Genomic DNA, 15,617 nt, shown 5'->3' on the forward strand with positions numbered 1-15,617 from the left:
ACACCCATGTGACACCGTTCAGTTGTCGGACGCGGTCCCGCTGTCGTCATCCGGACCGTGCTGGTCCAAGTAGGCCTGCGCCTCCTTGCGCGCGTCGGGTTCGGCTCCGGCTCCGAACGCCGCCGCGGCCCGGTAGGCGGCCGTTGCGGCCTGGAGTCGGCCCGCGCCCAGGTGGGCTCGTGCGAGGCGGGCGTACGCGCGGCTCTCCAGGCCGGTGTTGCCGCTGTCGTGGGCGTACTGGACGCACACGTTCAGCTCTTCCACGGCCTCGTCCCAACGCCGCAGGGCGATCAGGACGTCGGACAGTGCGCCGTGGCCGTTGAGCCGGGCGTTCAGGAGGAAGGGTGCCTCGTAGGTCTCGGCCGCGGCCTCGACGACGGCGAGCGACTGCCGGTAGGCGTCGGCCGCTTCGTGGTGCCGGCCGGCCCCGAGGAGGGCGCCGGCGCGTCCGAACATCGCCGCCACCGCGCCGTGGCGCTCCCCGACGCGTGAGAACAGGTCGGCGGCCAGTCCGTTGTGTTCGGCTGCGGCGGAGGGCTCGCCGATACGGACCAGCGCCCAGGCACGGTAGGTGTGGGACCATCCCTGCTGGGCGAGGTCCCCGGCCTCTCGCGCCGCCTCCAGCGCCCGGGTCGCGCACGCGGCACCTTCCGCGGGGCGTCCGTCGCAGATCGTCAGGGCCCACGCCTGGTAGTTGAGTTGAGTCGCTTCGGCCAACCGGTCTCCCTGCGACCGGGCCGAGGAGGCGGCGGTCCGGAAGACCTCGGTCCAGTGACCCCAGAAGAGCCACTCGTCGGAGAACCAGTGCATGGCCTCGGCGGTCTCCACGACCCTGGCGTGCTCGCCCGCGGCTGCGGCTGCACGGAGCGCGCCGAGCCAGTTGTCGGCTTCGGCCTGGAGCCACAGCCGTGCCTTGTTCCTGTCGGAGAGGTCCGCGAGGACCGGCGGCGTGGTCGGGGCCCCGTGCTTCGGCTCGTACCAGCGGCCCGCCAGGACGGTGGTGTCGAGCAGCCAGTGCCGCAGCGAGGTGCGCGCCGTGTCGGCGTCGACCGCGGAGTCCTCGGCCTTGAGCCTGGATTCGGCGAACAGACGCAGGAGGTCGTGGAGGCGGTAGCGGTCGCGGTCGGTTGCGAGCAGTCCGGTCTCGACCAGTTCCTCCAGAGCGTCCTCGACGTCGAAGAGGTCGAGCCCCGTCAGGATGCCGGCGCCTGCGGTGGCCGTGTCGGGGCCGGGGACGAGTGCGAGCAGGCGGAAGAGCCGCGCGGCGGGAGGCGAGAGCCGGCGGTAGGACAGGTCGAAGGCGGCGGCCACGCGGACGTCGCCGGCGACCAGCGAGTCCAGACGCCGCCCCTCGGCGGACAGGCGTTCGGCGAACCGATCGGCGCTCCAGCCGGTGCGGGTGGCGAGCCAGTTGCCGGCCACCCGCAGCGCGAGGGGCAGGTTGCCGCACAGCGCTGCGATGCGCGCGACCGCCGCGGCCTCGCCGTGGGCGCGCTCGGTGCCCAGCAGGCCGCTCAGCATCGTCTCCGCCTCGGCCCCGGTGAGTTCCCCGAGCGGCATGCGGTGCACGTTGTTCAGGCCGGTCAGCATGCGCCGGCTGGTGATGATCACCATGCTCCGGCCCGCCCCGGGCAACAACGGCCGCACCTGGGCCTCGTCGCGGGCGTTGTCGAGCACGAGCAGGCGGGGCTGCTCGGCCATGGCGTCCCGATACATCTCAAGATGGCCTTCCGGGCCGCTGCGGGCCAGGTCACGGTCGGCGACGCCGAACGCCTTGAGGCAGCGCAAGGTCAGTGTCTCCGGACCGGGCGGGTCCTCGTCCATGCCGCGCAGGTCCAGGACGGTGCGGCCGGCGGGGAAGTGGCCGGCGAGTTCACGGGTGGCCTGGAGGGCGAGCGAACTCTTGCCGACCCCAGGGGGGCCGGACACCGCGATGACGGGGCAGTACCCGTTCTCGGCGGAGGCGGCGAGAGTCCTCATCCCGTCCAGCTCGGTGCGCCGGCCCACGAAGTCGTCGACGCCCCGGGGGAGCCGTCCTCCCCCCGCGGGCTCGCCCACGGGCCTGGCGGCGCGTGCCGCCGCCTGGAACCTGGCCCGGCCCGCGTCGTCAAGACGCAGGCCGAGGGCCAGGGCCGCGATCGTGGACCGCTGCGGGACGGCACGCCGTCCGCGTTCCAGGTCACCGATGCCGCGCACGCTGAGTCCGGAGGCTTCGGCGAGCTCCTCCAAAGTGAGCGACGCCTCCTGCCGCATCTGCCGCAGCAGTGCCCCGAAACTCGCCATACCTGCCTCCCGACGCTCTTTGCGCACGCACCGGACGGACGGTCGCATCGTGGCGATCAGGCTAGCGATCGGGCGGCTCGCAGCATCATCCGGGGAGGGATACGTGCTGGTCAGCGCCGATGGTCCGGACAGGCCGCGCCCGCAGCGGGCTCGGCCGGATCCGTCCTGCGCGCAGCGGCGGCGCGCAGGCGGTCGGCCGAGGCCGACCAGGTGAGGGGGCGGAGGCGGCGCCATCCGGGGAGCCGGGGGGCGGGACGAGCCGCCCGTGCCCCGCCTCCCGGCGCCCGGGTGAGCGGCGGCCTCCCGACGGCATCGCTCCAGCGGGCCGGGCGTCGGCCCGGCTCCGACCAGGTCGTGTGGTGCAAGTGGCGTCGTCCGCCCGGAGGGCGGGACCTTCACGACACGGCCTAAGCTGCCGCAGTCGCCCGGCTTGCCGTGCCGAGGGGGAGGGGTCGTCATGACAGGCCTGCCGGGGAGGAGGTCTCGGCGTCGCCTTCTGCCGACAGGGCGGGATCGGCGTTCTGGTGCTGCCACTGGCGGGGGCTCATGCCGAATGCCTCGCGGAACACGCGGCTGAAGTGGGCCGAACTGGCGAAGCCCCAGCGCTGGGCGACGGAGGCGACGGTCACCCGCCCCCTCGCGCGGAGGAGTTCGGCCCGGCACACCTCCAGACGCCGTCGACGGATCAGCCGTGCCACCGACAGCTCCTCGGCCTCGAACAGCCGGTGCAGGTGGCGAGAGGACATCCCGAGGGCGTGGGCGACCGAGCGCGCGCACAGACCCGGGTCGGCCAACCGCTCCTCGATGTGGACGCGTACCCGCGCCACCTGTCCCCTGCGCAGGTCGTGTTCCCCTTCTCGGTGGCCGGCCTGTTCGTCGATCAGTGAAGAGAGCATGTCGCCCGCGATCCGGCCGAGACGGCCTCCGCCGAGAACCGAGTGCCGCTCCGGTGCCGGAAGGTCGCCGGAGTCCGACGCGAGCAACAGGCTGCCGGTGAGGCGGCCCAGGTAACTGCGCTCCACGTCGACGACGATGGTCGGCCTGCGGGTGAGTTCGGACGCCGAGGCGCCGAGCCAGAAGGCCGGGAAGCGGAACCAGGAGATCGGCAGACGATCCCAATGGGGCGGATCACCCGGGCCGGGGGCGGCGGTGACGAGAAGGTCACCGCGGTGCAGGGTGTGCTGGACCCCGCGGTGCGGAACCTTCACGGGGCCGCTTCGCGCGATCAGGACGTGGGCGGTGCCGGCGGGCCGGGCACCGGGGGGCGCCGGAACGATGTCCACCGGCCCCCTGGCCGTGTCGACCGTTGGGAGGGCGGGGGCGGGAAGCAGGAGTGGTGCGGTCACTTCGACCTCGATGGTCCGTGGATGGGCGCAGGCCGTCGACCGCAGCGGTGCGGTCACCGGCTTCTGCTCTGGTAGGCACGAGCCAACCGTCCGGCGAAGGCGGATCCCAGGAGCATCCGCAGGCAGAAAACGTGTGGTGCGGATGCTCCCGTTCGCCGATCCGAGGAGGGCGACCACCCGTGGTGGTCGGGTCGCCCGGCTGGCACCGGGGCGTTCAGGAGCGCTGATCCGCGAGGGCCTCCGCCCCGCCGCGTGCGGCACGAGGGAATGGGACGACAGCTGCCGGCCGTGTCATCCATCCAGGAATATAGATGACACGTCATCGATTGATCAGGGTGAGAATGCAAGAGAGGCCCGGATGGACCGGTGCTCGGGCGCGGGTGGAACACCGGCAGGGGAGTCGCCGTGACACGGTTTGGAGGGCTACTTGAGCGGCGGAGCTGCCTCCGGGTGCACGTGGAGTCTTCGGTCGACCGAGGGCTCCTGGAGGTCGCTGACGGGTGAGCATCATCCTCAAATGCATGACACATCAACTATTTTTTACTACTACTGCGGCCTGCAGGGCCGCCGTAGGGGAAAGCGAGAAACCAGCCATGGGACAGTTCGACGCCCAGACCGTCGTCATCACCGGAGGCACTGCGGGCATCGGCCTCGCAGCCGCGCGCAAGTTCGCCGAGGAGGGCGCGCGCGTGTACATCACCGGCCGCCGCAAGGAGGTTCTGGACGAGGTCGTCGCCCTGGTCGGCGGCGACATCAAGGGGGTCCAGGCGCACAGCTCCGACCCGGCCGACCTCGACCGCCTCTATGCGGCTGTCGCCGCGGACGGCCGTCGGATCGACGTGCTGTTCGCCAACGCGGGCGGGGGCGAGTTCGCTCCCCTCGACCAGGTCACGGAGGAGCACTTCGACACCATTTTCGGCTCCAACGTCCGAGGCGTCCTCTTCACCGTGCAGAAGGCGCTCCCGCTGCTCAACGACGGGGCGTCGGTCGTCCTCACCGGCTCCGTCGCCGGCTCCCAGGGCAGCGAGGCGTTCGGCGTCTACGGCGCCTCCAAAGCCGCTGTCCGCTCGTTCGCCCGCACCTGGGCCAACGAGCTGAAGGGCCGCGGTATCCGTGTCAACGCCGTGGCGCCGGGACCGATCGAGACGCCCGGCCTGAACGGCCTCGCCGCCGACGAGGCCGCCGCCGCCGAGATGCGGGAGTACCTGGCGGGCACCGTCCCGCTCGGGCGCATGGGCACCGCTGACGAGGTCGCGTCCGTGGTCGCCTTCCTCGCCTCGCCGGCGGCGAGCTTCGTCACCGGAACCGAGCTGTTCGTCGACGGTGGCGCCCTCCAGGTGTGACCGACGACGTGGCGCTGCCGTCCGCTTCCGGCCCGGACACGGGGCCGGAAGCGGACGGCCCGCGCGACTCGGTGGCGCGAACGGTCCTGCTCCCTGGCACGGACGGAGCACTCAGGACCGGGCGCCCCTGCCACAGTCGTCGTGCCCTGCTCCGGGGCGCGTGCGCGGATCCCCCGTCATCGGCCTGGTGGCTGCCGCATCCGCTCGTACGCGGTCGACCGAGTACCGAAACGAAGAACCGAAACAGAGAACCGGAACAGAGAAAGGCGGGCGTGATGCCTGAGGCCGTCGTGATGACCGGATACGGTCGGCCGGAAGTGTTGCGGTGGGCACCGGTGGCGATGCCGGAACCCGGCGAGGGCCGGATCCGGATCCGGGTCAAGGCCGCGGGGGTCAGCCCCACCGATCTCGCGATCCGCTCCGGGCGGCTCCGCTTCCCGCTGGGGGAGCCGGCCGTCCTCGGCTACGAGGTCGCCGGGATCGTCGATGCGCTGGGTCCCGGCGTGACGGGTACCGCCGTCGGCGACGAGGTGGCGGCCATGCTGATGGATCGCGGGGGCTACGCCGAGTACGCCGTGGCTTCGTCGTGGGCGCACAAGGCCCCCTCGGTCTCGTGGACGGACGCCGCCGCGATTCCCGGCTCGGTGGAGGCGGCAGTCGGAGTCCTGCGCCAACTCGGCGTGTCACGCGGCGAGACGCTGCTGGTCATCGGCGGCGGCGGCTCCGTCGGAGTCATCGCCACGCAACTGGCGGTGGCCCAGGGCGTCGCCGTCGTCAGCGCCGTGGGGCAGCACGACGACGTGTTCGCCGCGGAACTCGGAGCGCGTCCGGTGCGGTACGGGGCCGGCCTCGTGAACGCCGTACGCGCACTGGGCCCGGTGGACGCCGTCTTCGACGCCGCCGGTACGGGAGTGCTGGCCGACGCCGTCGCCCTGGCCGGTGGACCGGAGAGGGTCATCACCCTTTCGGACCATGACGCCGCCGGCTTCGGCGTCAGGCTGTCCGTCCCCACTCCCGACCGCGCGCCCGACGCGGTCGCCGACGGACTGAACCTCTTCGCAGCGGGGCGGCTGCGGCTGAAGGAGCGCCACCCGATGCCCATGCGGGAGGCAGCCGCGGCCCATCGGCTGCTGGAAAACCACGAGGTGCACGGCCGCGTGGTCCTCACGCTGGACTGAGCGGGACGTGGAGCACGTCACAACAGCCCGTCGCCCCCATCGTTTTGCCCTCCCTACCCCTGGACGGAACATGTTCGGCTCTGACACTCCTGCTGCCGCCGCCCCGAGCGAGGCACCCGCGGGAGGAAGTACCCGCCGCCGCTTCCTGCGTTCCACCGCGATCGCCGGGGCGGTCACGGCCGTACCGGCCGGTCTGCTCGCCTCCGGCACCACTGCCCGGGCAGCCACGGTGGCGGGGGTTCCCCTGCCTGCCGTCGGCCAGGAGCTCACTCGTCTGAAGCTCCGCGTCCCGCGAAGCGCACTCGACGACCTGCGCAGGAGGCTGGCCTCCGTACGCCTGCCGGAACGCGAGACCGTCGACGACGCCTCTCAGGGCGTGCCCCTCAGCCGTCTGCGAAGCCTCCTCGACCACTGGCGTACCGACTACGACTGGCGCTCCCTGGAGAACCGCCTGAACAAGCTCGGGCAGTACCGTACGCAGATCGACGGGCTGGGCATTCACTTCCTGCACGTTCCGTCCAGGCATCCGAACGCGCTGCCGTTGATCCTGAACCACGGCTGGCCCGGGTCCTTCGTCGAGTTCCTCGACACCATCGGGCCGCTCACCGATCCGACCCGGTACGGCGGGCGCGCCGAGGACGCGTTCCACGTCGTCATCCCCTCCATGCCCGGATTCGGATGGTCGGACCGGCCCGTGGAGCCGGGATGGGATCCGGCCCGCATCGCCTCCGCCTGGATCGAACTCATGCGACGTCTCGGCTACCACCGCTACATCGCGCAGGGAGGCGACTGGGGCGGCGCGGTCACCACGCAGATGGCGAAGCAGCGGCCGGCGGGACTCATCGGCGTCCACCTGAACCTCCCGGAGTTCATGCTGACCAACACGCCCCTCGGGGACAGCACCCCGGAGGAGCAGGCCGCGATCAGCCAGCAGCAGATCTACGCCGAACGGTATGCGGGCTACTTCTACGAGCAGGCCCAGCGCCCGCAGACCATCGGCTACGCCCTCACCGACTCGCCCACCGCGCAGGCCGCGTGGATCTACGAGAAGTTCATCGACTGGACGGACAGCGGACTGCACCCGGAGCGGGTACTCGGGCGCGACCGCATGCTCGACGACATCAGCCTCTACTGGTTCTCGGCCACCGGGGCGTCGTCGGCGAGGCTCTACTGGGAATTCTCCCGGGGCAGCCACGAACTGACCTCTCTCGACCTGCCGGTCGGCGTCAGCGTCTTCCCGGGCGAACTGGTGCGCACCCCGAAGGTGTGGGCCGAGAAGGTGTACAGGAACCTCGTCTACTTCAACGACGACATCGCTGCCGGCGGCCACTTCGCGGCCTTCGAGCAGCCGGGGCTTTTCACACAGGAGCTGAGGTCGTTCGCCCGCCTCGTCAGGTGAACCGACCCACCACAGGAGCGACGCCCACCGTAGCGGAACGGCCGCGGCCGGTGTGCGCGCACAGCAAAAGGAGCAAGGTCTCATGTCGGACAACGAGAAGTTCATCAGGGCCGCCTACCAGGTGGCGGAGATCCAGGACATTCCCGGATGGATCGCCTGCTTCACCGAAGACGGCACCTTCACCGACCAGTCGGTCGGCGTCACCTACCGCGGACAGGATGTCGCGCAGCCCGTCGAGAACTATGCCGAGGCCTTCCCGGACATGCACCGGGAGCTCTACGACGTCTACGTCCAGGGCGACGTCGTCATCGTGGAACTGTCCCTCAACGGGACGCACGACGGCCCTCTGCGCACGCCGTTCGGTGTGATCGCACCCACCGGCAAGACCATCGAGGTGCCCTGCTGCGACGTGTTCCGGGTCCGCGACGGCAAGATCGCGTCGTTCGACTGCTACCCCTCCGGCACGGTCCTGTTCGGCCAACTGGGCGTCCTGGGCGCCTTGCAGGCCGCCGCCCGGTAGCGCGGCCCGCGCAACCGACCCGCTTCGCCCACGACTTCGTCGTGGTCGACGAGTTCCACGACACCGAGGCGGCCAAGCACGCCGTGCCGCTCGCGGTCGCGAGCCTGAAGCAGGCCCTGCACCCGGCTGCCTGACTGCCCGTAGCCCGTCCGCCGCCGTCCGCCGCCGTCCGCCGCCGTCCGCCGACCGGGCGGCGGCCCCGGCGGCCGGCCCCGTCGGCGCATGCGTCCCGAATCCCCCTGTTCGCGCCGCACCCGTTCAGCGGGTGCCCACTTCTGGAATTGGAGCGCTCCCATGCGTACATCACATCAACCCGGCCCGGCCACGGGCGCCGTGCCCTTCCAGCCCTCCCGGCGCACCCTGCTGCGGAACGCCACCGTCGCGGGCCTGGCGACCGTCCCCGCGGTCATGGGCGCCAACCTCGCGTTCGCCGGCACGGACGGCGGCGTCGGCGCAGTCGGCCCCCTGCGCCTGCCCGAAGCCACGGAACAGATCACACCACTGCACGTCGACGTCCCCGAAGCTCTGCTGAGGGACCTGCGCCACCGGCTGGCGAGCGTGCGCCTGCCGGAGCGGGAAACCGTCGACGATTCCTCCCAGGGGGTCCAACTCGCCGCACAGAAGAGCCTGTTGCAGTATTGGCGCACGCAGTACGACTGGCGGCGCTTCGAGCGGAGGATCAACGCCCTGGGGCAGTACCGCACCCGGATCGACGGCCTGGGCATCCACTTCCTCCACGTGCGCTCCCGGCACGCCGACGCCACGCCCCTGATTCTCACCCACGGGTGGCCCGGCTCGTTCGTGGAGTTCCTGAAGGCCATCGGCCCGCTGACCGACCCCACCGCGCACGGCGGCACGGCGCGGGACGCCTTCCACGTCGTCATCCCCTCCCAGCCCGGCTTCGGCTTCTCCGACCGTCCCGGCGCCACCGGCTGGACCACCGCCCGTACCGCGGAAGCCTGGGCCACGCTGATGGAACGCCTGGGCTACACCCGTTACGTCGCGCAGGGCGGCGACTGGGGCGGCGGTGTGACGACCCAGCTCGGCAAGCTGCGCCCCAGGGGCCTCATCGGCGTGCACCTGAACTTCCCGGAGTACGCCTTCAGCCCGCCGGTCACCGGCACGGTCACCGCGGCCGAGCAGGCGGCACTGGACCAGATCCAGACCTTCTCCACCCAGTACTCCGGCTATTTCCAGGAGCAGACCACCCGCCCGCAGACCATCGGCTACGCCCTGGCCGACTCGCCCTCGGGACAGGCTTCCTGGATCTACGAGAAGTTCCTCGACTGGACCGACAACACCGGCCGGCCGCAGGGTGTCCTGTCGACGGACGAGATCCTGGACAACATCACGCTGTACTGGCTCACCGACACCGCCGCCTCCTCGGCCCGCATCTACTGGCAGAACTCCGGCGGCGGGCTGACCACGCTCGATCTGCCGGTGGGGCTGAGCGTGTTCCCGCACGAACTGGTGCGCAGCCCGAGGGTCTGGGCCCAGCGGGCCTACCGCGACTTGGTCTACTTCAACGACCAGGTCCCGTACGGCGGCCATTTCGCGGCGTTCGAACAGCCGCAGCTCTTCGCCGAGGAAGTCCGCAAGTTCACGCGGCTGGTGAAGTGACGCCTTTCGCCGACGGTCCGGCGGCCCGCGCGACCGGACTCGTGCCGCCCCCGCCATCAGGCCCACCCGGGCCGCCGCCGTCCGGACCAGCAACCCACGGAGAGCCATGAACAGCCGGCCCCCGACGCCGGGTGTCCTCCCGGCCGGCCCCAGGGCCGAAGTCGCGCCCTCGACAGCGCGTGAGGAGACGGCCGGGCCGAAGCCTGGAACGAGACGGCCGCGCGGTGGTTGGCCGGCCGTGGCGTCCGTGGCCGCGGTGTCGTTCGTGCTGGTGCTCTCGGAGTTCCTGCCCGTCGGCCTGCTGCCCGCCATCAGCCATGGCCTCCACGTGGACACCGGCACCGCAGGTCTCCTGGTGGTCGTACCCGGAGTGACGGCGGCGGTGGCGGCACCCCTGGTCACGGTCGCCTCCGGCATGCTGGACCGCCGCCACGTCCTGATCGCCCTCGCCGCCCTGATCACCTTGTCCGACGGGCTGGCCGCCTTCGCGCCCACCATGGGGGTGATGGTGGCCGCACGCCTGCTGCTGGGGCTGAGCGTCGGCGGGTTCTGGGCCATGGGGGCGGGCGTCGGCAGCCGCCTCGTGGCACCCGCCGACGCCGACCGGGCGGCCTCGTTGATCACGGCCGGTATCTCCGCCGGCACCGTCGTCAGCCTCCCTCTCGGCGCACTGATCGGCCGTCTCGCAGGCTGGCGCGTCGCTTTCGTCCTCGCGGTTGCCGCCGGAGCGCTGGCCACGGTGCTGCTGAGCACCGCGCTGCCCGCCCTCAGACCGACCGGGGCGGTACGGGCCGCCACGCTCACGAGCGCGCTGCGCCGGCCGCCCGTCGCGCTCGCGCTGCTCGCCACCGCGGCCGTGTTCTTCGGCCACTTCGCCGCCTACACCTACATCACCCCCTACCTTCAGCAGCACGCCCAACTCGGCCCTCGCGCCGTCACCGCGGTGCTCCTCGGCTACGGGCTGGCAGGCCTGGCGGGCAACCTGCTCATCGGCTTCGCCTCGTTCCGCTCGCCGCGAGTGATGGCGGGCTGTGCGGCAGCCGTCCTCGCCGGCGCCGTACTGGCACTCACCCTCACCACCCCGACACCCGTCACCGTGGGCCTCGTCCTCCTGTGGGGTGCGGCCTTCGGGGCGGCGCCGCTGATCGGGCAGGTGCGGGTCATGCGTGCGCTCCCGCAAGCCCCGGATGCCGCCCTCGCCCTGCTGGTCACCGCCTCGCAGACGTTCCTCGCGCTCGGCTCACTGGCGGGCGGGGCGCTGACCGACCACCGCGGCACCACAACCGCGTTCGCGGCCGGCGCCGTCGCGGTGCTGCTCGGCGCGCTGGTGCCCGTCGGCAGCGTGCGCAGAGGGGAGGTAAGTAGTTGACACGTCACCCACTCGGGGTCTACTTTAGTTGAACATTAAACAGAAGGGCGGTCGCGGACCGCTCGGAGACAGGAGCACACCATGGGACAGCTGGACGGCAAGACGGTCGTGATCACCGGTGGCACCAGCGGCATCGGACTGGCCACGGCACAGCGCTTCAGCCAGGAGGGCGCCCACGTCTACATCACCGGGCGCCGCAAGGACGCCCTCGACCAGGCGGTCGCACGGATCGGCGCAAACGTGACGGCCGTCCAGGCCGACAGCGGCGACCTCGCGGACCTCGACCGCCTCTACGCCACCATCGCCGACGCCGGGCACCGCATCGACGTCCTGTTCGCCAACGCCGGCGGCGGCGCGTTCGCCCGGCTGGAGGAGGTCACCGAGGAGCACTTCGAGGCCACCTTCGGCACCAACGTCAAGGGGACGCTCTTCACCGTGCAGAAGGCCCTCCCGCTGCTGGTCGACGGCGCGTCGGTGATCCTCACCGGCTCCACCGCCGCCACGGTCGGCAACGAGGCGTTCGGCGTCTACGGGGCCTCCAAGGCGGCGATCCGCTCCTTCGCCCGTACCTGGGCGAACGAGCTGCGCGGGCGCGGCATCCGCGTCAACACGATCGCACCCGGACCGATCACGACCCCCGGCCTCAACGGGCTCGCCCCCGACGAGGAGCAGGCCGGCCAGCTCCGGGAGGCGCTCGCCGCGGGCGTACCGCTCGGTCGCATGGGGCAGCCCGAGGAGGTCGCGAGCCTCGCGCTCTTCCTCGCCACCAGTGAGTCGAGCTTCATCACCGGCACCGAGATCTACGTCGACGGCGGCGCGAACCAGATCTGACGTCGTCACCGATGCCGGTCCACCCGCGGGGCCGACCGGCCCCGCCCGCCCCGCCGGAGATTCCCCCGGACCACCACCGAGGAAGATGATCATGGACATCGGAACCCTGGGCATCTGGAGCCCGGAACTTCGCCTGCACCCCGACCCCGTGGAGATCCACGAGGCCGCGGCCGAGCTGGACCGGCACGGCTGGGGAGCCCTGTGGATCCCCGGCCTCGGGGGCGGCGACATCCTCGGGGACGCGGAACGCCTGCTGCGGGCCACCGACGAGACCGTGGTGGCCACCGGCGTCCTCAGCATCTGGCGCCACGGCGCGGCCGGCATGGCGGCCGGACACGCCCGGCTGAGCCAGGAGTACGGCCGCCGGCTCCTGCTCGGCCTGGGGGTGAGCGACGCCACGGCCGCGCGGGAGGCCGGGGGGACGTACCGTCCGCTGACCGCGCTCAACGCCTACCTCGACCAGCTCGACCAGGCACCCGCCGCCGTTCCCGCCGACGAGCGCCTCGTCGCCGCCATGGGACCCAAGCTCACCGAACTCGCCGGTCGGCGCAGCGCCGGCACCCACCCCTTCCTCGTCACGCCGGAGTTCACCGCCGGCGCGCGCGAGTTGCTCGGCCCCGCCCCGCTGCTCGCCCCGTACCAGGCCGTCGTCGTGGACGACGATCCGGACCGCGCGCGTGCCACGGCCCGCGGGTTCCTGGCGCCGTTCATCGGCATGGGCCACTACGCCGGCAGCCTGCAAAGGCAGGGCTTCACCGCGGACGACCTCGCCCGCGGCGGGAGCGACCGGCTGATCGACGCCGTCGTCGCATGGGGCGACCTCGAAGCCATCCACACGCGCATCCGCGCCCACCTCGATGCCGGTGCCACCCACGTCGCGATCCACGCCATCGGCGACGGCCGGGGACTTCCGCTCGCCCAATGGCGGGCACTGGCTCCGCTGGCCCGCTGACCGCCCGTGCCCTTCGGGCGGACCGGCGGGGACGGCGGGAGGCACCGCGGCGAGGGCGGTGGAGACATCAACCTTCTCGGTACCATGCACCCATGGACATGGAGCCCCGCTGGCTCACCCCCGTGGAGGAACGGGCGTGGCGCGGCATGCTGCGGATGCACGACCTGGTGGTGAGCGAGGCCGGCCGGGTCATGCAGAGCGAGTTCGGGCTGTCCGGGGCCGAGTACCCGGTGCTGGCGGAGCTGAGCCGCGTCCCCGGCGCCCGGTTGCGCATCCTCGAACTCACCAAGGTGCTCGGGTGGGAGAAGAGCAGGGTGTCCCACCAGATCAAACGCATGGTCCAGCGCGGCCTCCTCGCGCGCGACGAGTGCGCCGAAGACGGGCGTGGAGCGTACGTGATGATCACCCCCGTCGGCCGTGCGGCGATCGAAGCTGCCGCACCCAGGCATGTCGAGGACGTCCGGCGCCTGCTGCTCGACCACCTCACCCCCGGCCAGGTCGCCATGCTGGCCGAGATCTCCGAGACGGTCGTCGGGAAGATCGGCACGGACCGCTGACGGCGGCGCCTCACGGCCCGCCCGAACCGAAGGACTCGCCGGAGCCTGCGGTGACGGCCGTCTCCGCCGGTCCCCACGCCATCCTGATATAGGTGACATATCAACCGTAGCTGCGGTGTCGGTCGCCTGGGCGGGTGAAGCCGTGCATGCGTACGGGCCCCCACCGCCGCGCGGAATGCCGTCCACCCCCGGCTCGGTCTTTCCACCGGTACCGAGACCCGGGCATCGCCGGCCGCGCTGCCTGTTTCAGCGGCGGCAGCGCCACCGGGCCGGAGGCTGGGGAGCCCCATCGGGCAGTGTCGTGCCCCTTGCTCCAGGGGCACGACACCCCGCCCGTCAGATGTCCCGGAAGATCTCGATCTGCGCCCCCACCGAGTTGAGCCGCTCCGCCAGGTCCTCGTAACCGCGGTTGATCACATAGACGTTGCGGAGTACGGAGGTCCCCTCGGCCGCCATCATCGCGAGCAGCACGACGACGGCCGGGCGGAGGGCCGGCGGGCACATCATCTCGGCCGCGCGCCAGCGGGTCGGGCCCTCGACGAGGACGCGGTGCGGGTCGAGCAGCTGGAGGCGCCCGCCGAGGCGGTTGAGGTCGGTCAGGTAGATGGCGCGGTTGTCGTAGACCCAGTCGTGGATCAGCGTCTGGCCGTGCGCCGAGGCGGCGATGGCCGCGAAGAACGGCACGTTGTCGATGTTCAGGCCGGGGAACGGCATCGGGTGGATCTTGTCGATCGGCGCCTCCAGCTTGGAGGGCCGCACGGTGAGGTCCACCAGCCGGGTACGGCCGTTGTCCGCCGCGTACTCGGTGGTACGGGCGCAGTCCACGCCCATCTCCTCCAGTACGGCGAGCTCGATCTCCAGGAACTCGATCGGCACCCGGCGGATCGTGAGCTCCGACTCCGTCACCACGGCCGCGGCGAGCAGGCTCATCGCCTCGACCGGGTCCTCGGAGGGGGAGTAGTCCACGTCCACGTCGATCTGCGGCACGCCGTGGACGGTCAGCGTCGTCGTGCCGACCCCGTCCACCCGTACGCCCAGGGCCTCCAGGAAGAAGCAGAGGTCCTGGACCATGTAGTTGGAGGAGGCGTTGCGGATGACGGTGGTGCCGTCGTGCCGGGCGGCGGCGAGCAGCGCGTTCTCGGTCACCGTGTCGCCGCGCTCGGTCAGCACGATGGGGCGGCCGGGGGTGACGGTGTGGTCGATCTGTGCGTGGTAGAGGCCGTCCGTCGCGGCGATCTCCAGGCCGAAGCGGCGCAGCGCGATCATGTGCGGCTCGATCGTGCGCGTGCCGAGGTCGCAGCCACCGGCGTACGGCAGCTTGAACTGGTCCATGCGGTGCAGCAGCGGGCCCAGGAACATGATGATCGAGCGGGTGCGGCGCGCGGCGTCGGCGTCGATCGCCTCCATGTCCAGCTGCGCGGGCGGCACGATCTCCAGGTCCACGCCGTCGTTGATCCAGCGGGTGCGCACCCCGATGGAGTTGAGGACCTCCAGGAGCCGGAAGACCTCTTCGATGCGGGCGACGCGGCGCAGCACGGTGCGGCCCTTGTTGAGGAGGGAGCCGCAGAGCAGGGCGACGCAGGCGTTCTTGCTCGTCTTGACGTCGATGGCGCCCGAGAGGCGCCGGCCGCCGACGACCCGCAGATGCATCGGACCGGCGTACCCGAGCGACACGATCTCGCTGTCGAGAGCCTCGCCGATGCGGGCGATCATCTCAAGGCTGATGTTCTGGTTGCCCCGCTCGATGCGGTTGACGGCACTCTGGCTGGTGGCGAGAGCCTCGGCCAACTGTGTCTGTGTCCAGCCCCGGTGCTGACGGGCGTCACGGATGAGCTTGCCGATGCGTACGAGGTAGTCGTCTGACATATCGGCAGGCTATCTCACATATGAGATGTGCATGCGTTCGGGCGGGGCATTCGAGTGAAATGGTGACGAGGCTGTCGCACGGCCGTCCGTGGCACCGGGGCGGGCGCGCCCGGGATTCCGGGACCCCGCCGCACGGGAGCCGTCGCCCAGGAGTGAACGTGACCCGGCGTCAGGGTTGCACGATCGCTCCATGAACGCATGGCCACCCGCCCGGGGCGGGGGCGCCGACGGAACTGCGGCGCCCGTGTCCCGCGTGTCGTCCCGGCTCTGTCGGGGGGGCGGCCGGGGGGCGGGGCGCCCCCCCCCGCGCCCGTTAAAAAAAAAAAAAGCCCCACCCACACAACGCGGAGGGA

12 protein-coding genes are annotated in these 15,617 nt (G+C 71.7%); 9 read left to right on the plus strand and 3 right to left on the minus strand.

Annotated features, from left to right (window positions below):
• Positions 1-18: 18 nt before the first annotated feature.
• Together ACFWEE_RS27810 and ACFWEE_RS27815 are read right to left on the minus strand one after the other, a co-directional pair.
• The gene (locus ACFWEE_RS27810; protein ID WP_386893164.1) at positions 19-2,283 is read right to left on the minus strand and encodes a helix-turn-helix domain-containing protein; all 2,265 of its coding nucleotides are present in this window, start codon (positions 2,281-2,283) and stop codon (positions 19-21) included.
• 455 nt (positions 2,284-2,738) lie between these two features.
• Complete coding sequence (locus tag ACFWEE_RS27815) at positions 2,739-3,686, minus strand: helix-turn-helix domain-containing protein (RefSeq protein WP_386893166.1); 948 nt, start codon at positions 3,684-3,686, stop codon at positions 2,739-2,741.
• A 536-nt stretch (positions 3,687-4,222) separates the two neighbouring features.
• On the opposite strand from ACFWEE_RS27815, the gene ACFWEE_RS27820 reads away from it, so the two are divergent.
• The 9 genes from ACFWEE_RS27820 to ACFWEE_RS27860 all read left to right on the plus strand — a co-directional run bounded on the left by ACFWEE_RS27820 (position 4,223) and on the right by ACFWEE_RS27860 (position 13,398).
• Complete coding sequence (locus tag ACFWEE_RS27820; protein ID WP_386893168.1) at positions 4,223-4,972, plus strand: SDR family oxidoreductase; 750 nt, start codon at positions 4,223-4,225, stop codon at positions 4,970-4,972.
• Between the two features lie 275 nt (positions 4,973-5,247).
• Positions 5,248-6,150: an NADP-dependent oxidoreductase gene (locus tag ACFWEE_RS27825; protein WP_386893169.1), complete on the plus strand. Its 903-nt coding sequence runs from the start codon at positions 5,248-5,250 to the stop codon at positions 6,148-6,150.
• 70 nt (positions 6,151-6,220) lie between these two features.
• Entirely contained in the window at positions 6,221-7,549 is a 1,329-nt protein-coding gene (locus ACFWEE_RS27830) for an epoxide hydrolase family protein (RefSeq protein ID WP_386893170.1), read from the plus strand.
• A gap of 82 nt (positions 7,550-7,631) precedes the next feature.
• The gene (locus ACFWEE_RS27835; RefSeq protein ID WP_386893171.1) at positions 7,632-8,069 is read left to right on the plus strand and encodes a nuclear transport factor 2 family protein; all 438 of its coding nucleotides are present in this window, start codon (positions 7,632-7,634) and stop codon (positions 8,067-8,069) included.
• A 294-nt stretch (positions 8,070-8,363) separates the two neighbouring features.
• Entirely contained in the window at positions 8,364-9,689 is a 1,326-nt protein-coding gene (locus tag ACFWEE_RS27840; RefSeq protein WP_386893173.1) for an epoxide hydrolase family protein, read from the plus strand.
• Between the two features lie 238 nt (positions 9,690-9,927).
• A complete protein-coding gene (locus ACFWEE_RS27845) occupies positions 9,928-11,058 on the plus strand; it encodes an MFS transporter (RefSeq protein ID WP_386893175.1) in 1,131 nt (376 codons plus the stop codon).
• A gap of 81 nt (positions 11,059-11,139) precedes the next feature.
• The gene (locus ACFWEE_RS27850; RefSeq protein WP_386893177.1) at positions 11,140-11,889 is read left to right on the plus strand and encodes an SDR family oxidoreductase; all 750 of its coding nucleotides are present in this window, start codon (positions 11,140-11,142) and stop codon (positions 11,887-11,889) included.
• Between the two features lie 91 nt (positions 11,890-11,980).
• Positions 11,981-12,841, plus strand: a complete 861-nt coding sequence (locus ACFWEE_RS27855; RefSeq protein WP_386893179.1) for a TIGR03620 family F420-dependent LLM class oxidoreductase — start codon at positions 11,981-11,983, stop codon at positions 12,839-12,841.
• Between the two features lie 98 nt (positions 12,842-12,939).
• On the plus strand, positions 12,940-13,398 hold the full coding sequence (locus tag ACFWEE_RS27860) for a MarR family winged helix-turn-helix transcriptional regulator (RefSeq protein WP_386893183.1): 459 nt from the start codon (positions 12,940-12,942) through the stop codon (positions 13,396-13,398).
• A 336-nt stretch (positions 13,399-13,734) separates the two neighbouring features.
• On the opposite strand, the gene ACFWEE_RS27865 is transcribed toward ACFWEE_RS27860, so the two are convergent.
• A complete protein-coding gene (locus tag ACFWEE_RS27865) occupies positions 13,735-15,264 on the minus strand; it encodes a helix-turn-helix domain-containing protein (RefSeq protein ID WP_386893181.1) in 1,530 nt (509 codons plus the stop codon).
• Between the last annotated feature and the right edge of the window lie 353 nt (positions 15,265-15,617).

The sequence above is a fragment of the Streptomyces sp. NPDC060184 genome, assembly GCF_042728795.1.
Lineage (GTDB): Bacteria > Actinomycetota > Actinomycetes > Streptomycetales > Streptomycetaceae > Streptomyces.